18 protein-coding genes are annotated in these 19654 nt (G+C 42.3%); 14 read left to right on the top strand and 4 right to left on the bottom strand.

All coding sequences use genetic code 11. The annotated features are described in order from the left end of the window. Positions 1 to 319 precede the first annotated feature (319 nt). From mhpT to ppk1, 5 genes are all read left to right on the top strand, one after another. Positions 320 to 1531: a 3-(3-hydroxy-phenyl)propionate transporter MhpT gene (mhpT, locus tag FTT77_RS01835; RefSeq protein ID WP_180108881.1), complete on the top strand. Its 1212-nt coding sequence runs from the start codon at positions 320 to 322 to the stop codon at positions 1529 to 1531. A 151-nt stretch (positions 1532 to 1682) separates the two neighbouring features. After that, positions 1683 to 2072 (top strand): hypothetical protein, encoded by a 390-nt coding sequence (locus FTT77_RS01840; RefSeq protein WP_180108880.1) that lies wholly within the window; start codon positions 1683 to 1685, stop codon positions 2070 to 2072. A gap of 70 nt (positions 2073 to 2142) precedes the next feature. After that, entirely contained in the window at positions 2143 to 2793 is a 651-nt protein-coding gene (pncA, locus tag FTT77_RS01845) for a bifunctional nicotinamidase/pyrazinamidase (RefSeq protein WP_078193259.1), read from the top strand. Between the two features lie 73 nt (positions 2794 to 2866). Then, entirely contained in the window at positions 2867 to 3835 is a 969-nt protein-coding gene (locus tag FTT77_RS01850) for a bile acid:sodium symporter family protein (RefSeq protein WP_180008617.1), read from the top strand. Between the two features lie 206 nt (positions 3836 to 4041). Further along, positions 4042 to 6105, top strand: coding sequence for a polyphosphate kinase 1 (ppk1, locus tag FTT77_RS01855; protein WP_180108879.1), 2064 nt, complete (start codon positions 4042 to 4044; stop codon positions 6103 to 6105). Between the two features lie 49 nt (positions 6106 to 6154). On the opposite strand, the gene FTT77_RS01860 is transcribed toward ppk1, so the two are convergent. Beyond that, positions 6155 to 7411, bottom strand: a complete 1257-nt coding sequence (locus FTT77_RS01860; protein ID WP_180088685.1) for a hypothetical protein — start codon at positions 7409 to 7411, stop codon at positions 6155 to 6157. A gap of 77 nt (positions 7412 to 7488) precedes the next feature. Between FTT77_RS01860 and serB the strand changes: the two genes are divergently transcribed. From serB to FTT77_RS01880, 4 genes are all read left to right on the top strand, one after another. Next, positions 7489 to 8709, top strand: a complete 1221-nt coding sequence (gene serB / locus FTT77_RS01865; RefSeq protein ID WP_078193257.1) for a phosphoserine phosphatase SerB — start codon at positions 7489 to 7491, stop codon at positions 8707 to 8709. Between the two features lie 414 nt (positions 8710 to 9123). Continuing rightward, a complete protein-coding gene (gene aciT, locus FTT77_RS01870) occupies positions 9124 to 9456 on the top strand; it encodes an AciT family ciprofloxacin tolerance protein (RefSeq protein WP_078190616.1) in 333 nt (110 codons plus the stop codon). A gap of 156 nt (positions 9457 to 9612) precedes the next feature. Continuing rightward, positions 9613 to 10092 carry an SCP2 sterol-binding domain-containing protein gene (locus tag FTT77_RS01875; RefSeq protein WP_078190615.1) on the top strand — a complete coding sequence of 160 codons (480 nt, stop codon included), beginning with the start codon at positions 9613 to 9615 and terminating at the stop codon, positions 10090 to 10092. Between the two features lie 67 nt (positions 10093 to 10159). After that, on the top strand, positions 10160 to 10669 hold the full coding sequence (locus tag FTT77_RS01880) for a hypothetical protein (RefSeq protein ID WP_180108878.1): 510 nt from the start codon (positions 10160 to 10162) through the stop codon (positions 10667 to 10669). Between the two features lie 61 nt (positions 10670 to 10730). On the opposite strand, the gene dtd is transcribed toward FTT77_RS01880, so the two are convergent. After that, a complete protein-coding gene (gene dtd / locus FTT77_RS01885) occupies positions 10731 to 11171 on the bottom strand; it encodes a D-aminoacyl-tRNA deacylase (RefSeq protein ID WP_180108877.1) in 441 nt (146 codons plus the stop codon). 229 nt (positions 11172 to 11400) lie between these two features. On the opposite strand from dtd, the gene FTT77_RS01890 reads away from it, so the two are divergent. The 5 genes from FTT77_RS01890 to asd all read left to right on the top strand — a co-directional run bounded on the left by FTT77_RS01890 (position 11401) and on the right by asd (position 16805). Next, positions 11401 to 12918 carry a catalase gene (locus tag FTT77_RS01890; RefSeq protein WP_180108876.1) on the top strand — a complete coding sequence of 506 codons (1518 nt, stop codon included), beginning with the start codon at positions 11401 to 11403 and terminating at the stop codon, positions 12916 to 12918. Positions 12919 to 13099: 181 nt separating this feature from the next. Then, a complete protein-coding gene (locus tag FTT77_RS01895; protein WP_078193253.1) occupies positions 13100 to 13600 on the top strand; it encodes an ankyrin repeat domain-containing protein in 501 nt (166 codons plus the stop codon). A 146-nt stretch (positions 13601 to 13746) separates the two neighbouring features. Further along, positions 13747 to 14955 carry a nicotinate phosphoribosyltransferase gene (gene pncB, locus FTT77_RS01900; protein ID WP_180011649.1) on the top strand — a complete coding sequence of 403 codons (1209 nt, stop codon included), beginning with the start codon at positions 13747 to 13749 and terminating at the stop codon, positions 14953 to 14955. 153 nt (positions 14956 to 15108) lie between these two features. Next, positions 15109 to 15957: a sulfurtransferase gene (locus FTT77_RS01905; RefSeq protein WP_180008663.1), complete on the top strand. Its 849-nt coding sequence runs from the start codon at positions 15109 to 15111 to the stop codon at positions 15955 to 15957. Next, positions 15954 to 16805: an archaetidylserine decarboxylase gene (asd, locus tag FTT77_RS01910; protein ID WP_180004355.1), complete on the top strand. Its 852-nt coding sequence runs from the start codon at positions 15954 to 15956 to the stop codon at positions 16803 to 16805. The genes FTT77_RS01905 and asd overlap by 4 nt, the downstream gene beginning before the upstream one ends. 146 nt (positions 16806 to 16951) lie before the next feature. On the opposite strand, the gene FTT77_RS01915 is transcribed toward asd, so the two are convergent. Then, a complete protein-coding gene (locus FTT77_RS01915) occupies positions 16952 to 17551 on the bottom strand; it encodes an SPOR domain-containing protein (protein ID WP_180004357.1) in 600 nt (199 codons plus the stop codon). 302 nt (positions 17552 to 17853) lie between these two features. After that, positions 17854 to 19644, bottom strand: a complete 1791-nt coding sequence (gene argS / locus FTT77_RS01920; protein ID WP_180108875.1) for an arginine--tRNA ligase — start codon at positions 19642 to 19644, stop codon at positions 17854 to 17856. Positions 19645 to 19654 lie beyond the last annotated feature (10 nt).

A 19654-nucleotide genomic window follows, 5' to 3' on the forward strand; every position in this document is an offset into this window, starting at 1 on the left:
TCAATTCGCTCGGGTTTTATTACAAATGATTGTTAAAAACTTGGGTAATAATCTTTTTTATATCTAATAGAAATAGACATGTTTTTATGAGTGTTTAAAAAGATCGCTTGATTTGACTGTTCATTGCACGATTCATATTTTTTTATTTTAAATTTTTAATTGTTTTTACGACTTTGTGACTTAAAGCACAAAAACTATTACACCATGCACGTAATCCAATTTTGGACGAAAGGCTTCAACTTATTGGTAGTTATATCCTTTATAAGGCTCAGCGATGATGCGACTTAATTTGAACGCTGATGACAACAAGGATTCTCCAATGGAAAAGTCAGATAATAAGCATGCTATTGTCACGGTAGCAATCTGCTTCCTTATTGCCGTAATCGAAGGTCTGGATATTCAGGCTGCAGGTATTGCAGCAGCAGGGATTCGTGAATATTTCGGGCTGGATAGCTCGCAGCTAGGGGTGTTTTTTAGTGCCGGTATTTTAGGATTATTACCTGGTGCTTTGGTGGGTGGTCGGATTGCAGACCGAATGGGCCGTAAAAAAGTATTAATTTGGTCTACAGGGATGTTCGCCATCTTTACCTTATGTACGGTATGGGTAAATAGCTTCCATAGCTTACTCGCTGTACGTTTTCTTGCAGGTGCAGGTTTAGGGGCAGCAATGCCAATTTTGATTACCTTGGCATCTGAAGCGGTAACACCACAAAATCGTGGTCGTGCAGTCGGTTTGATGTACTGTGGTATGCCTGTGGGTGCGGCAATTTTGTCATTGGTTGCAATGACAGACTTCGGTGCAAACTGGAAAAATATTTTCTATTTAGGCGGTTTATTACCGATTGTTGTGATTCCATTGATGATTTTGTTCTTGCCTGAATCGCGTGAATTCTTGAAAGCCAAAGATCAAGCGGTTCAAGCGACTGCCAATGGCGAAGTGCAACAAGGTGCTTTCAAAAACCTATTCAACACAGAAAACCGTTTACGTACCTTCTCAATTTGGGTGAGCTACTTCTTCACCTTGATGGTGGTGTACATCATGTTGAGCTGGTTACCATCGTTGTTCACCGAACTCGGTTTCACTCGTAAAGATGGTGCAACTGCGCAGTTCTACTTCATGGTGAGTGCAACCATTGGTACGATCATTTTAGGTATGTTGACTGATCGTTGGAAGAAAGCTTATGTGATCATTTTGATGTACGGCGGTATTTTGGCAGGTCTATTTGCGCTGAATGGTGCAGGTTCATTGACTCAAATGTACATGGCGTCAGCTTTAGTCGGTGCATTCGTGATTGGTTGCCAAGGTGTATTGTATGCCTTCGGTGGTATCGTGTATCCGACACAGTTACGTGGTACGGGTGTTGGTGTAGCTTCAGCCGTTGGTCGTGTCGGTGCAATGTTAGGCCCTGCAATTGCGGGTCAGTTATTGGCAGCAGGTTTTGGTGCGGCAGGGGTGATTACCGCGGCAATTCCATGTATCGCAATCTCTGCAATATTTATGTTGTTATTGGTACGTCGTATTCCATCATAAGGAACATGCCATATCAAAAAAAGCCCGCATATTGCGGGCTTTTTTATGGCGACAATAGAAGTCGCACTAATGCTTTAAGCCAAGATAAATAAACGTATTTGATGTAAAAATACAGCAGAATGAAAAAATAAAAAATCAACGTAGAGGGGCTATGTCAGCAAGAAAACTGGTCGCAATTTTTAAAGTTGATCAACGTGAATTCAGTTTGTATCTACATCAATACGAATTTATCTTGGAACTCAAACCTGTATTTCAAAGAAATCGCCATCAGCCGAGACAAAATGCGTGGTTGGCCTTTGCCGATGAACCTACCCTAGAAGATGTTGCTGAAAATATTAATGCATTTGAGGTCATGCAACAGACACGCAGCCATTTATTAAAATATATCTTTAAACATCAACCGCGATATTTTTATTTTCATGCTTCGACTCGGCGAAAAGCCCGTATTTACCCACGATTTGCACAGCGGCTGGTTGAGCATTTGCCCAAGTATCGGTATTGTCAGGAAGGACAGTCATTTTATTTTTATGCACAGGACTGAATACTAAGGCTTTTAAAATATGAGCGAATCAGTAGAGTCGCCGAAAATGCATGACAACGGATGGAGAGATATGCAAAAAAATACAGCGCTGATTGTGGTCGATGTACAAAATGGTTTTACCCCAGGAGGTCAGTTGGCTGTTGCCAATGCCGATCAAATTATTCCAGGGATTAATCAACTGGGGCAATACTTTACGAATATTGTGCTGACTCAAGATTGGCATCCAGCCGACCATATCTCTTTTGCTGAAAATCATCCTGAGCATGTACCTTATGACAGCATAGAGCTGAATTATGGAACGCAAGTATTGTGGCCGACGCATTGTGTACAAGGCACACAGGATGCCGAATTGCATCCTGATTTAAATTTACCAACGGCGCAGCTAATTATCCGTAAAGGTTTTCATCAGCATATCGACAGCTACTCTGCTTTTATGGAAGCAGATCAGAAAACCTCAACAGGTTTGGCGGGCTATTTGCGCGAACGCGGTATTGATACAGTCTTTGTGGTGGGCATTGCCACGGATTTTTGTGTTGCATGGACGGCAATGGATGCACGTAAGCTTGGTTTTGAAACTTTTGTGATTGCTGATTTGACCAAAGGGATCGATTTACAGGGTTCTTTACAGCATGCATGGCAAGACATGTTGGCGAATGGGGTGAAGCGTATTTACCTGAAAGATATTGTGCAGCAGCATGCACAGGCATTATCTTTGGCATGACCCAGTGGGCTCAGTTGAGAAAAGGCACAAGGGTGTGCCTTTTTTTGTCCCTGTTTTTAAATGGAAGATGCCTATGTCGGCTTTCTTAAAATTCACTCAATTTGTGCAGAAAACATTTGCGATTTGGGTGGTGCTGTTTGCAGCGCTCGCCATGTTTTTTCCCGATGTATTTGTTTGGTTAAAAGCATATATCCCATGGATGCTAGGCATCATTATGTTGGGTATGGGCATGACCATGACACTGCAAGATTTTAAAAGTGTATTGCAAAGTCCTAAAGCTGTGATGATCGGGGTTTTGGCACAGTTTATTGTGATGCCGGGATTGGCTTTTTTCTTGTGTAAATTATTACAACTGCCGACAGAAATCGCGATCGGGGTCATTCTTGTTGGTTGCTGCCCGGGTGGAACGGCCTCTAATGTCATCACCTATATGGCAAAAGGCAATACCGCATTATCTGTTGCCTGTACCTCTGTTTCGACATTACTCGCACCGGTTTTAACCCCTGCGATTTTCTATTTGTTAGCAAGCCAATGGATTGAAATTAATGCGGCATCGATGTTGGTTTCAATTTTACAAGTGGTTTTATTTCCGATCATTGTGGGGTTAATGATTCGAACTGTCTTTAAGCATCGAGTGGATGCTTATATACAGGTCATGCCATTGGTTTCTGTTGTGGCAATTGTGGCGATTGTGGCGGCCATCATTGCGGGTAGCCGAACACAGATTTTGCAATCAGGTTTACTGATTCTTGGGGTAGTGGCCTTACATAATGGCTTGGGCTATCTATTGGGTTTTTGGGCCAGCCGACTATTTAAATTGCCCTATGCAGACTGTAAAGCAGTGTCAATTGAAGTCGGGATGCAAAACTCAGGTCTGGGTGTGGCATTGGCGGCGACCCATTTTGCCGCTTCACCTCTGACCGCTGTGCCGAGTGCGATTTTTAGTTTGTGGCACAATATTTCGGGTCCCGCACTGGCAACCTATTGGGCAGCACGGACGAGTGAGCCCAAAGCATTGGAACAAGACAAGCCTGTGCAATAAACAAAAAAACAATTCAGTAAAATAGAGGGCAATGTCCCTCTTTTTTGATGTCGAAAATAAATTTTACGATTTGATGAACAGGGCTTTAGGGAATTGCATGCTTTTTTAATTGATTAATGCTATTTGTAACATAAGTGTCATATCCGCTGCCTAACATGCCGGCAAACACTTTAGATATAGACTGTTTCAAACAGCATTGAGAGGGTATGCAACATTTTCAGCATTCATCAGAGACCTATTATAATCGTGAATTGTCACTTTTAGATTTTAATCGGCGGGTCTTGGCTCAGGCACTCGATTCAAGTTTACCTTTACTTGAACGCTTGAATTTTCTCATCATTTTTTCACGCAATTTAGATGAATTCTTTGAAATTCGTATTGCGGGGCTGATGAAACAACGAGATTTGAATGCGATTGCACGGACGCCAGATGCCATTCCGACTGAAGTGGTCTTAGATGAACTTTCCCAAGTGATTCATGACACGGTTGCAGAGCAATACCAGACCCTCAATCAGGCTGTATTGCCTGCGTTACAAAGTGAAGGTATTCGCTTTATTCAATTTAAAGATATTTTAGAAAAACATCGGGCGTGGATTAGCCATTATTTTAGTAAAGAAGTTCAACCAGTTTTAACACCGATTAGCTTAGATCCATCGCATCCGTTTCCACGCTTGGTTAATAAAAGCCTCAACTTTATTGTGAGCCTAGAAGGCAAAGATGCCTTTGGTCGTGCCATTGAAATGGCGATCGTGCCTGCGCCACGTTCTTTGCCGCGTTTAATCAAAATGCCCGCTGAGGTTGAAGGCAGTTCAGAGACACAAATTTTCCTGACCGCCATTATTCAGCAACATATCAATGATTTATTTCCGGGGATGAAAGCGACAGGCTGTTATGCCTTTCGAGTGACACGCAATGCAGATTTGGTTCTGGCTGAAGATGTAGATGACTTGGCGGTGGCATTAAAAGATGAATTGTCTTCACGCCGTTTTGGTCGGGCAGTTCGCTTAGAAATTGAAGATGATTGTCCACAAAGCATTATTGATTACTTGTTAGATGAATTTGATTTGAGTGAGCAGGAGCTCTATCGCATTGAAGGCCCGATCAATTTATCACGTCTCAGTACTAGTTTTAATCGACCTGAACTGAAATATCCGGTCTATACACCGATTATTCCTAAAGTTTTTCGTAAACAAACCGCGATTTTTGATGTATTAAAAACACAAGATGTGTTGTTACATCATCCGTTTGACTCCTTTCAACCGGTCATCAACTTATTACGTGAAGCTGCAAAAGACCCTCAGGTATTAGCCATTAAGCAAACGCTCTATCGTAGTGGGCCAGATTCGGACATCGTACAAGTTTTGGCGGAGGCGGCACGCAACGGCAAGGAAGTAACCGCCGTCATCGAACTTCGGGCGCGGTTTGATGAAGAATCCAATATTACCGTGGCCAATATATTGCAAGAAGCGGGCGCTGTCGTGGTGTATGGCATTGTGGGCTATAAAACCCATGCCAAGATGATTTTGATTGTACGCCGTGAAAATAATCAGTTGTTACGCTACGCCCATTTGGGAACAGGTAATTACCACGCAGGCAATGCGCGGATGTATACCGATTATGGCCTGATGACGACGCATTCCGATATTTGCGAAGATGTGCATCGTATGTTTCAGGAACTGACCGGCATGGGCAAGATGGCGAAGCTGAAAGCCTTACTGCATGCACCATTTACCCTGCATACTGAATTACTGAAACTGATTGAACAGGAAATTGTTGCCGCACAAGCGGGAAAATACGCAAGAATTATTGTGAAGGTCAATGCACTCACGGAACCGCAACTGATTGCTGCTTTGTATCGTGCATCGCAAGCAGGGGTACGTGTAGATTTAATTATCCGTTCGATTTGTTGTTTGATTCCTCAGGTTAAAGGGATGTCTGAGAATATTCATGTGAGATCCATCGTTGGGCGCTTCTTAGAGCATACCCGAGTGTATTATTTTGAGCATGCAGGCGAAAAACGATTGTACTGTGCCAGTGCCGATTGGATGGGACGTAACTTATTTTCACGGGTCGAAACCTGTTTTCCAATTTTAGAAAGCCGTCTGAAAAAACGCATTATGAAAGATGGTTTACTTAACTATTTGGACGATAATCAAAATGCATGGGAAATGCAGTCGAATGGGCAATGGGAGAAAGTCGCGGTTGTAGCAGGTACCGAACCGCATAACGCGCAAAAATATTTGATTGCACAGAAAATTTCGACCGTTTAAGACAAAAAAATCCCGACTCAAGTCGGGATTTTTGATTGCGCTAAAACCTTTACGAGGCTTTTGACTGTTTGGATTTTAAAATTTCAGTTCTGAAGTTTTGAGCCAATTCAGCGGCATCACTGTCCATTCCATTGAGCATAAATGCATGACGAGTGAGCACATTGGTCGGATTTGGCAAACTGAACAATTGGAAATGATCTGAAATCTCTTTGAGCAAAGTTGTCGGCACATGAATGGCACTTTCTTTAGCAACCAATTGTTGGACTAAACGTTCAGCCGCTTGTACAGAAGACAATTGCATGGCTTCGACAGAGCTTGAAATCGCGCTACGGGTTTGTAAAACGAAACGTTTTTCTTCACGGTAGCGTTTATATAAAACATCTGAAAGCAATTGGAATACTGAGCTGATCATGGTGAGGCAACGCAGCGCATCTGGAGTGTCAGCGGTCATGCTGATGGTTGCGCCATGTTCATCAAACTTATGTACCGTACTGATGTCAGAACTGTTCAATTTATAATGTTGAACACAGAGTTCTGTGGTTTTATTTAAGAAAATTTGGCAGAGATTAAAATACGGCACAGACACGGTTTTGTTGACGCTATCGAGCAGCTGTTTCGGATCATAAAATTGAATATTTAATGCCAAGCTGTTGCTGTCGAGAACCACTGGTTTCATGTCTTTATGCTGTTTTGCTTTTGCTTGCGTATTTTGCTGCGCTTGAGCAATCGCCACAGCGGCATTATGTTTTTCTTGTTCTAAAGCCTGCGCTAGCGTTTGAATTTCATGTTTTAGACGTGATTCATTGTTGATTCGCGCTAAATATTCAGTACGACTTGGACGCGCAATAGCGCGATACGCCAACCATAACAAGCCATGTAAGAATAATGAAAATAGAATCGCAGCCCATTGGGTACGTAAGATTTCACCAATACTTGGTTTAATTAAGGTGATTTCAACCGTTCCAACTTTCTTTTCGTTTTGCAGCGCATCTCGAACAAAGATTTCACCGTCACGGGTTTTGGTCAAACCGCCTGTGGCCAAAACTTGATTATTGGCATTTAAAATGCGGATGGAAGCCACGCTCGGGTTGGTTGCATAGCGGTCAGCAAGTAAGGCTAATGATACGGTATTGGCCGGCTCAAGCTCAGATAGGCTGTCTGTAACCAATTGACTGGTCATCAGTTGTCCCTGACTGGCACGGTTTTCGTTCAGTTGGTGGGTTGTTGCCAATACCAATAAAAAGGTATGCAAAGCAAAACAAACTACTAATAGGCTAGCAAATAGCCCTTGTCTAGGCGCATTCAACGTAAACTTCCAAGGCAATTCTATTCAATTTAGATTATGATTCTTACATTAGTTGTAGCTCAGACCCGAGTCAATTCATGCGAGAAATCATTCTTATATCACTTTTAGGACCTGACCAACCTAATCAATTTACACGATTAATGCAGGTTTTGTCCGCACATTCCTTACAGATTTTAGATGTCGGACAAGCAGTCATCCACAATCAGCTGACTTTAGGTATTGTTGTTTCGTCGGAAGACCAGACTGCGACAGCATTAGCCATGAAGGAGATGTTGATTTTAGCACATGATATTGGCTTAACTGTGCGCTTTAAACCAATCTCTACAACAGAATATCAACAATGGGTAAATGAGGGAGGCCGCACACGCTATATCGTTACGGCACTTGCGCCAGAATTACAGGCATCTCATTTACAGGCAGTTACAAATATTGTGTCGAGCCAAGGCTTCAATATTGAAACTGTGACTCGTTTATCTGGCCGTCCAGAGTTAGATGGATCGAGCGAAGGTCCGCGCCGTGCCTGCGTTCAATTTGGTTTAAAAGGCCAAATGTTGGATGCCACTGCGATGCGTGCAGCATGTTTACGTCTATCTACCGAACTAGGGGTAGATGTTGCCGTTCAAGAGGACAATGCTTACCGTCGTAATCGTCGTTTGGTCTGCTTTGATATGGACTCGACGCTGATTGAGCAAGAAGTGATTGACGAATTGGCGATTGAAGCGGGTGTCGGGGCTCAAGTGGCTGAAATCACTGAACGTGCTATGCAAGGCGAGCTCGATTTCCAACAAAGTTTCCGTGCACGTGTGGCACTGCTCAAAGGTATGGATGCTTCGGTATTGCCTAAAATTGCAGAACGTCTGACTGTTACAGAAGGTGCGGAACGTCTGATTTCAACGCTTAAATCATTGGGTTATCGCACGGCTATTTTGTCAGGTGGTTTTCAGTATTTTGCCGAATATCTACAAGCAAAACTGGGTATCGATGAAGTCCATGCCAATGTACTGGACGTACAAGATGGCGCGGTAACAGGTGAAGTGAAAGGCCATATTGTGGATGGTGCTCGCAAAGCCTTCTTGTTGACTCAAATCGCTGAAGAAATGGGGATTTCATTAGAACAAGCCATTGCTGTGGGTGATGGTGCGAATGACTTGCCAATGTTGTCTTTAGCCGGCTTAGGCGTTGCTTTCCGTGCGAAACCTTTGGTTCGTCAAAATGCCAATCAAGCCATTTCAAGCGTGGGTCTAGATGGTGTTCTTTACCTGCTTGGTGTGCATGATAAAGATTTAAATCGTGCTTAAAACCATTTAAGGCACAGTCAAAAACGTAGCCAAAAGGCTGCGTTTTTTTATGCCAAGAATTCAGCTCATCCGATGAACGGTAGAAGAAAATTGTCGATAAAAACAACGATTAACAGCATTCGAAAAATTAATTTTTTTAGCCTAAAACCAGCTGTTTTTTTTGTAATGACACTCGAAACGAGATGCCATCATTGTTCTAGAAATTCTTTAAAAAGAAAAAATGTAATGACAAAATAATGTTGCGACAAGGTGTGTCGCATGGACAAAAAACGAGACTTTTTTTATGCAAAAAACTCAGCATAATGCTTGCAAGAGATTGAGATCGACCAAATCTATTTACTGAAGATACAGTAGTGAGACGGCTCAGCATCCTGTAAGACAAGAGATGTCAGCTGTCAAATGACGGAGGTTTTTATGTTAACAGCGAATTTAGCAACAATCGTTGGCCTGAGCTTGGTATCGGCGGCTGTGATTGCTGTTTTCTTCTCGCCTTATCGTCGCTGGTTAAGTTTTATGCTGGCGGGGATGCTGGTGTGGGGACTCATTGAAGTGATTCGATTTGGCACACAAACCATGTTTGAATTATCAGTGACCTATAGTTATTTAACGGCATTAATGGCCGCAATGGTGGTATTCACTTTAGTATTGTTACGTGAAGACCGCCGTGCAGAGCGTGCGATGGCAAAGCGCCAATGTATAGAGCACACGCCTGTATATGATGAAGAACAGCAATGTTCGAGCCGATAAGTGTCAGAACAAAATTTCAATGAAAATGCGCCTGAGGGCGCATTTTTTTATGAACGCATTAGTCCGATTTGAGATACAAAGCCTTACTTCTCAAAAGCCAAGTTATGGTAGGATGAAGCCAGTCAATTTTCCAACAATTACAATAGGCTTTAAGTCATGAAACTATCATCAATTCCTGTCGTAAAACTACCTTTAGTTGATGTCAGTACGGATCCACTTGATTTACTCGTGGCAGGTTTAGCGCTTCGTATGAAACAGCTTGCACGTACTAGCCCTAAATTCATTGAATTGGTTCATGAACGTCAATTCCGCATTCAAATCGGTACAGATTTGGGTGTTGCACGTCAAATTATTGTAAATAATGGACAGATTGATACTGTTTCAGGCGATGCGGAAAAAGCAGACTTTATTTTGCAATTTGCGGACAGCGAACAGGGCGTGAAAACCCTAATGAAAGGTGACCCAACAGCATTTATGACGGGTATGCAAAATGGCAGTATTAAAATGGAAGGTGATTTTGGTCTACTGGTCTGGTTTAACCAAGTGGCGAAGTTAATTCCACCTAAACTTCCAAAACCGGTTAAAGAAAAAATCAAAATCGCACGTGCGTTTATTAAAGAAAAAACCGGTAAATAATTTTAATTTTCGTTGAAAATTAACGTTTTTTTGGTAAAAATACCCCCACTTTTTAGGGGGTATTTTTATGAAAAAATTAATTACGTCGGGTTTAATTGCTGCATCATTAACAATGACAGGTTGTGCAAGTATCATTTCGGGGTCAACTCAAACTTTAACGTTTAAGTCAGTGCCAGATGAAGCATCGATTTCGATTACAAATAAAGCTGGAGAAAAAGTACATACTGGCATCACACCTGCAACTGTAACTTTAAAACGCGGTACAGGATATTTTAAACCAGCAGCTTATGAAGTAACGTTCAAAAAAGATGGTTTTCAAACAAAAACTGTGCAGGTAACAGGGACAGTAAATGGTTGGTATGTAGCCAATATTATTTTTGGTGGATTAATTGGTTTATTAATTGTTGATCCAGCTACTGGTGCAATGTATACATTGAATCCCGCTGATGTAAATGCTGTTTTAGACGCAAATCAAACAACAACGTCAAAGAAAAATGATCAGTCATTAACAGTCATGCTTGTGAAAAATATCCCTGTGGAAGTAATGCAACGTGCAAAACTGATTACAACCATTTAAGACCGTATTATTCTAGCTTGTGAAAAGCCCTCAAAAGAGGGCTTTTTTAATGCTTCAGTGGTTATTCAACTTCTAAATTAAAGGTCACTGGACCGTCATTAACCAAATGCACTTTCATGTCGGCAGCAAAGATGCCTGTTTGTACATGGTCATATTGGCGCTTGGCGTAATCGACCAGCTGTTCATACAGCGCTTTGGCATCGCTTGGCGGCATGGCAGGGCCAAAATCAGGGCGCAGGCCTTTTTGCGTTTGTGCCATCAGAGTAAATTGAGACACCAAGAGGATACCGCCGCCAGCTTGACTGACATTCCAGCCCATCTTGCCTTGTTCATCATCAAAAAAACGGTATTTCAAGATCTTATCGATCAGTTTTTTGCCCTTTTCTAAATCGTCAGCTTTACCAAGTCCTAAAAACACTAAAATACCGTGATTGATTTCACCCGTGATCTCACCATCGACCACCACTTTGGCTTCCAAAACACGTTGTAACAAGGCCCGCATAAATTCTTCCGAGTAGAAAATTGAACATAGGGCAGGGATTGTAGCAAAGACAGCATTCTTTCGAAGCGATGTTTAGAAAATTTTGGGCTCAAACATTTGAAAATTAACTGTATATTTTTTATAAATCTAACAATACGATTGAATTTATAAAAATAATCTGTTTTATCTATTTATTGAATGCCAGTATCTTTGCGTGGCAGGAAAGGTATTTAACAGAGAGATTAAGACGATGTTTAAGCGTTCTTTATTGGTTGCAATGTTAGCAACAGCAACAGCGGCGACTCAAGCAGCGCCATTAACTAAAGACAATGGTGCACCAGTAGGCGATAACCAAAACTCGATTACTGCGGGTCCAAATGGTTCAGTTCTACTTCAAGACGTACAATTGGTTCAAAAATTACAACGTTTTGGTCGTGAGCGTATTCCTGAGCGTGTGGTACATGCCCGTGGTACAGGTGCGTATGGTGAATTCGTTGCAACTAAAGATTTATCTGATCTCACCATTGCTTCATTGTTCAAAGCAGGTACTAAGACTCCAGTTTTCTTACGTTTCTCGACTGTAATTCACGGTAAACATTCTCCAGAAACTCTACGTGACCCGCACGGTTTCGCGATCAAGTTCTATACGCAAGAAGGCAACTGGGATTTAGTGGGTAACCAAACTCCAGTCTTCTTCATTCGTGATGCAATTAAATTCCCTGACTTCATTCACGCAATGAAGCCAAGCCCAATTGACAACGTTCAAGACGCAAACCGCGTATTTGACTTCTTGTCTAGCCAACCATGGGCAACCAATATGTTGACTTATGTGTATGGTAACCAAGGCGTGCCTACCAGCTACCGCGAACAAGACGGCTTTGGTGTACATGCGTACAAGCTTTATAACGACAAAGGCGAATACAAATACGTTAAATTCAACTTCCGCTCTAAACAAGGCGTGAAAGGTCTGAACGTTAAAGAAGCTGCTGAGCAACAAGGTAAAGATTTTAATCACTTGACTAACGATCTTTATAACAACATCAACGCTGGTAAATTCCCGAAATGGGATCTTTACATCCAAGTGTTAGATCCTAAAGATCTCAACAGCTTCGATTTCGATCCATTAGATCCAACTAAAATCTGGCCAACGAACTTAGTTCCAGAAACTAAAGTGGGTACGTTGACACTGAACCGTATGCCGAAAAACTTCTTCCAGGAAACGGAACAAGTGGCATTGGCTCCGGGCAACTTAGTACCAGGTATCGAGCCATCAGAAGACCGTCTGCTGCAAGGCCGTATCTTCTCTTACTCAGATACTCAAATGTACCGTTTGGGTGCGAATCACCAGCAAATTCCAGTCAACCGTCCATTGGTTAACGTGAACAACAACAACCAGGATGGTTCTATGAATGTTGGCGGCACTTCATCGAACGTGAACTACGAGCCAAGCCGTATTGAGCCAAAACCAGCGACTGCGAAAGCGCGTGCGGTTGAAACGCCGCTTTCTGGCACAGTTCAGCAAAAAGGCGTGAAAGAGCAAAACTTCAAGCAGGCGGGTGAGCTTTACCGTTCATACTCTGCGAAAGAGAAAGAAAACTTGATCATGAACTTGGCGGCTGACCTTGGCAACGTGAAAGATTCAGAAACCAAGCACATCATGCTGTCTTACTTCTACAAAGCAGACGCTGACTACGGTACGCGTATGACTAAAGCAGTAAACGGTAACCTTGCAACTGTAAAAGCTAAAGCAGCACAACTGAAAGACTAATTTCGATCAGTCTGAAGGATTGGTAACTAGGGTCTAGAACGTTACCTCAAAAAAGTCCTATGAAGCTCCATACCTTTCCTGCACCCTATGGGGAGTTTCATAGGCACTCCTTAAATATTCATTTTTATGAAATGAATCATTTCTAATTCAATTCTACATTCGTTTTCTGTTGGAGTTCATCATGAAAGTTATGCAGCATTTGACTTTAGCCAGTCTTCTTGCGTTTGGTTCCGCATTCGCAAACGTGGCAATCGCGGAAGATATCTCCCCCGCTAAAGCAACTGCAAGCGATCAGATGACCTCACAACAGGAATTGATCGCAATCTTCTTTGCAGCAGCCAAAACTGGCAATGAAGAAGTCATCAATGAATTTCTTAAGCACGGTTTTCCGGTCGATGTGCGCAATGCTTCGGGTTTTACACCACTGATGATGGCGACCTATTATGGTCATCAAAATATTGTGACTCGTTTGCTAGAACAAGGTGCAGACCGCTGCGCACGTGACAATAAAGGCAACACCGCATTGATGGGTGCCATGTTTAAATTAGAATGGGCGATTGCAAAGCAATTACGCCAAGTGGATTGCGATGCAAATGCCAAAAAAATGGGGCAAAAGACTGCAGAACAGTTTGCGCGTGAATTTGGTCAAGAAGAAAAATATCGACAGTTACTCAAAAAATAGTGAGCTTGATCGCGCTCAGCTTCAGCAAAAAAATTGAAAAAAGTCGATGAATCGCGGTGATTTATAAGTTATTCCACTAAATCAATCGGCTTTTTATCAATAAAGTATGCTTTAATGCAAAGAGTTGATAAAAACTGAAAGTCTTTATGTCTCCAATCATCCAATCCTTATTAGACACAGATCTGTATAAATTCACCATGCTTCAGGTGGTGTTACACAAATTTCCGCAAACCCATAGTGTGTATCACTTTCGTTGCCGTAACTTGGATGATACAGCCTATCCACTGGTTGAAATTTTGGATGATTTAAACATGCAGCTCGACATGCTTTGTCAGTTGAAGTTTAAAGAAGATGAATTGCAGTATTTACGCAGTTTACGTTTTATTAAAAGCGATTTTGTTGATTATCTTGAATTATTTCAGCTTAAACGCCGTTTTATTAAAGCGGGTATTGATGATGAAGGTCGACTGGACATTTGGGTAGAAGGCCCAATGGTTCAAGCGATGATGTTTGAAATCTTTGTTTTAGCCATCGTCAATGAATTATATTTCCAACGTATTCGTACACCAGAAGTTTTAGCCGAAGGTGAGCGCCGTTTGCAACATAAGATTGCCTTGCTGAAGCAGTATGAAGCACGGCAAAATCCAAATGATCCACCATTCTTGGTCTCTGATTTTGGCACGCGTCGTCGTTATAGTTATGCATGGCAAAAGCATGTAATTGAAGAATTAAATCAGGCTTCACCGTATATTTTCCGCGGTACAAGTAATGTTCTGATTGCCAAAGACTTGAACATTACTCCAATTGGTACAATGGCGCATGAGTTCCTACAAGCATTCCAAGCGCTTGATGTTCGTCTACGTAACTTCCAGAAGTCTGCGCTAGAAACATGGGTACAGGAATACCGCGGTGACTTAGGAATAGCCTTAACGGACGTTGTCGGTATGGATGCGTTCCTACGTGACTTCGATTTGTACTTTGCCAAACTATTCGACGGTTTACGTCATGACAGTGGCGACCCGTATGAATGGGGCGATAAAGCCTATGCACATTACAAAAAGCTTAAAATTGACAGTAAAACCAAAATGCTGACTTTCAGTGATGGCTTGAACATTGAAAAAGCTTGGGATTTACACAATTACTTTAAAGACCGTTTCCAAGTGAGTTTTGGTATTGGCACCAACTTGACCAATGATATGGGACAAACTGCACTGAATATCGTGCTGAAGTTGGTTGAATGTAATGGTCAATCTGTGGCAAAAATTTCAGATAGTCCGGGTAAAACCATGACGGATAATGATACTTTCTTAGCGTATCTACGTCAGGTGTTTGACATCTCTGAAGTTAGCGCTTAAACACAGCATTAGATAAAAATAAAAAAGCCGAATCAATGATTCGGCTTTTTTATATCTAAAATATTGCTAAAGGAATGCAAAAATTCAGAATAATAGTGAAAATGACTTATGCTAAGATCGAATTTAATCGCACAAAATACAACACGAACAACGATGACAGCATCTACACTGAATTTTGGTCTGCTGATTGAAGCGGAAGAATTGGTTCCACATCTTGGTAATGAAAAACTACGGATCGTCGATTTGAGTCGTCGTTCGGTTTATGACCAATTGCATATTCCACATGCACTGCATGTGCAGCCGAAACTGTTAGTGCGCCAAGAAGAACAAGCGATGGGGCTTTTACCTGACCAAGCCGGTTTAGAACAGCTCATCAGCTATCTGAATATCAGTCCAGAACATCATGTAGTAGTGTATGACGATGAAGGTGGGGCATGGGCTGGTCGACTGATTTGGAACTTACATTGCCTCGGTTTTGAAAATACCAGTCTCCTCAATGGTGGCATCCATGCTTGGCTTGGGGCAGGCTTACCGACCTCGTCTGAAATTGAGCAATTTGAACCCGTGAGCCCATTGGTTGAAGTAAGTGCAGAGGCGCGTGCTCAGTATCAAACAGATTATGATGAGCTATTGGCTCGTGTGCAGCAGGAGCAAATCCAAGTATGGGACTGCCGTACCGAAGATGAATATACAGGCCTACGTTTGGCTGCGCGACGCGGCGGTCACATTCCGGGGGCACGACATTTCGAATGGAGTACTGCCCTTAACCGGGAAAATCATTTAAAATTGCATCCTTTAGAACGCACACAACAACGCTTAGAACAATTGGGATTCAATTTAAACGAACCTGTGGTGGTATATTGTCAGTCCCATCATCGGTCGGGCCTAGCTTATATACTGGGACGTTTACTCGGTTGGAATATTCGAGCTTATGATGGTGCGTGGAGCGAGTGGGGCAACCGACTCGATAGTCCTGTGATCACCGGAGAGTTGCCGTCTTGAGCCTTACATCTCAGTTAAAAAAACAAATTTTTATTCAAGCTCAGCGTGTTGTTCCGCAGCACAAATTATCGCGTATCGTCGGTAAATTGGCTGCAAGTGAAAACCCTGTGGTGAAAAATGCCGTGATTACCGCATTTAAAGCGCAGTATGGCATCGACATGTCGATTGCTGAGCAAAGCAATGCCTTAAAATTTAAATCATTCAATGAATTTTTCACTCGCTCTTTAAAAGAGGGTGTGCGTGAAATTGATAGCAATGCCAATAGTGTTGTTTCACCCGCAGATGGTGCAATTTCTCAACTGGGTAAAATTGAAAATGGTGACGTATTTCAGGCCAAAGGGCAGAAGTTCACCGTTGAAAACCTGATTGCCGATCCACAATTGGCAGAGCCGTTTAAAAATGGGCAGTTTGCTACGGTTTATTTGTCACCAAAAGATTACCACCGTGTACATATGCCATTTGCAGGGACATTGACAGAAACTTTGTATGTACCGGGTGAATTATTCTCTGTAAACCAAACCACTGCTGAAAATATTCCGGGTTTATTCGCTCGTAATGAACGCATGGTCTGCTTATTTGATACAGAAGTTGGTCGTATGGCGGTCGTACTGGTAGGCGCAATGATCGTGGCAGGTATTGAAACCGTGGCTACAGGTAAAGTTAAACCGACAGGGCGTTTGGAACTGAATCAACACGATTTATTCTTAGAAAAAGGTGCAGAATTGGGCCGTTTCTATTTAGGTTCAACAGCGGTTGTGTTGTTTGAAGAAAACAAAATGCAATGGGATGCGACCTTTAAAGCCAACTCGACTGTGGTGATGGGCGAAGCTTTAGGGCATACCATTTAATGAATTCCCTGTCCCTTTAGGAGAGGGTTAGGGAGAGGTTTTTGAGCTAAGCTGATGTATTCAAAAAAGAATCCCTTCTAATCTCCCTTTATTAAAGGAATGAATAAAAAAAAGCGCCATCAGGCGCTTTTTTTTAATTTCAAAATTTAGCGTTTTACGACAATCGAGTCGATACTGCTATGACGTAAAGTTTGCTGTGCAATCACAGCAGCTTCTTGTGAATCATAGGGGCCAGACACAACGCGATACCAAACTTTGCCGTTTTCATTACTTTGAATCACATCGGCAGATAAACCGTTCAAAATAATTTCAGCACGTCGTGCATCGGCTTGATCAGGATCATCATAACTGCGCACTTGCAGAATATAACTTGCAGCAACAGGCGCAGTTTCTGTGGTTTCTAGTCCAAGCTCTGTGGTTTCAACTGGCTTTTGTTCTGGTGCATCAACAATCACCACCGTTTCTTTATTTTCGGTTTCTGGAACAGCTTGTTCAGGAATTGGCGTCACTTGTTGCTGAGGCAATAGGTCGTAGAAACGATAGTCTTTATTGGTTTCTTCTTGGTAGTGTTCAGAGGTAATTTGACCTTTTGGCTTCACAGGCTCCCAAGGTTTCCAAAGCATGAGCGCAACTAAGAAACTCAACACGATTAAAATGATGACAAGTGTACCTAGCCATGCTGGAATCAATGGTTTTTTAGGCTTATTTGGCCGATCAGATACACCGCGCTGCGTTTTTCCAAACACGTGGAAACCTCATTTAATTTTAATTGTCACGAACCACTTTGGGGCAGCCCAAAGTAGCAAGTCTTGATTGTTATATATTACATGAGTGTCATCAGGAATTTGTTTAATTTTCACAATTTCAGCACAGCCAAGATGACACGGACATATTGCTGAATATAAACGAAATACAGGCTCATTTCGAGCCTGTATTGAAAAGGATTCTTTTTAGCACAATGCAATTGATGACGCTTAAACCCATGCGCTGTGTTTGTGCATGGGCGATGCCGATGAATTTCTATTGTGCTCGCAACATAAAGGGTTGCTTACATGCTTTCAGGCGCACTCACACCCAATAATTCAAGACCATTGCGTAAAACTTGCTGTACGTTTACAGACAGTAATAAGCGAGCTTGAGTCAGTTCTGCATCATCACCCAAGACTTTATTTTCGTTGTACCAACCATGGAACAACGCCGCCAACTCTTTCAAGTAGTTACCCACTTGGTGTGGTTCATAGCTGTTTGCTGCACGAACCACAATTTCAGGGTAAGCCGCAAGTTTAGCAAGAACTTCAGTTTCAGCTTCTAACTCAAGTTTAGCTGCAAATTGACGTGCAGCTTCAGCAGAGAATTGAACGTCTGTCGCAGCAGCTTTTTCGAGCATACGGCAGATACGTGCGTGTGCGTATTGGATGTAGTACACCGCATTGTCTTTACTTTGAGACACAGCAAGGTCTAAGTCGAAGTCAATGTGTTGTTCTGATTTACGCATGACATAGTAGAAACGAGCAGCATCGTTGCCCACTTCTTTACGTAAGTCGCGTAAAGTCACGAATTGACCTGAACGAGATGACATTTGAACCATCTCGCCGCCACGCCATAGGCTCACAAATTGAACCAAAAGCACCGTCAATTTTTTAGAATCATAGCCAAGCGCATCAATCGCTGCTTTCACACGTGCAATATAACCGTGGTGGTCTGAACCCCAAATATCAATGATATCGGTATAGCCGCGTTGTTGTTTATTTAAGTGATAAGCAATGTCGGATGCGAAGTATGTAGTTTGACCATTACGACGTTTCACAACACGGTCTTTTTCATCACCAAAATCAGTTGATTTGAACCAGATGTTGCCATCTTTTTCGTATAAGAAACCACGTTGATCGAGCATTTGTAATGCTTCATCAATTTTTTCAGTCAAGGTTGCTTCGCTGAACCATTGATTGAAAGTCACGCCAAATTCACCGAGGTCATCTTTAATGTCATCAAGAATGGCTTTCAGCGCAGCTTGATGGAACACACGGTAACCCGCAGCCAAATGGTTTTGTGAATTATGAATTAGGCCATCAATGTGTTTTTCTTTATCGCCTGAAACAACGACTTTATTGCCTTCGCTATCGAGTTCAGCGGCATATTGCACATCTTCTGGAACATCTTTGTAGATGTCGGCAACAGGGCGTACATAAGCATCGCCATCTTTGTCGATAATGCTTTGTGCGATTTCTTTAACGTAGTCGCCTTGATATGCATTTTTAGGGAAGACCAGTTGTTGACCGGTCAATTCTAAATAACGCAAGTAAGTCGATGTCGCCAAGATATCCATTTGACGGCCAGCATCGTTGACATAGTATTCACGGTCAACTTTAGCACCTGTTGCTTCAAGAAGATTGGCAACGGTCATACCGTAAGCTGCGCCACGACCATGACCAACGTGTAGGCTAGACGTTGGGTTGGCTGAAACGAATTCCACTTGAACACGTTTTTCAGCATTGGCCTGTGTGCGACCGAACTGATCTTTCTGAGCTTGAATTTGGTCTAAGACAGCAAAACGTTGGTCAGCATTTAAAAAGAAGTTAATAAAGCCAGGACCTGCAATTTCTGCTTTGCTGATATCTGCGACTTCTGGAAGATTTGCCAGAATTTTTTCGGCTAAATCACGCGGCTTCATACCTGCAGCTTTAGAGGCAATCATGGCAATGTTTGACGCAAAGTCACCGTGGCTTCGGTCTTTGGTTCGGGTCAAATTGCTAGTATTGTTCCAGTCATTTGGGAGTACACCTTCAGCTTGAAGGGATTGCACTGCATGATCGAGCGCTGCTTGTATTGCCGTATTCATAATCAGTCGA

Origin of the sequence: Acinetobacter sp. YH01010 (assembly GCF_013420775.1) — a bacterium.
GTDB classification, from domain to species: domain Bacteria; phylum Pseudomonadota; class Gammaproteobacteria; order Pseudomonadales; family Moraxellaceae; genus Acinetobacter; species Acinetobacter amyesii.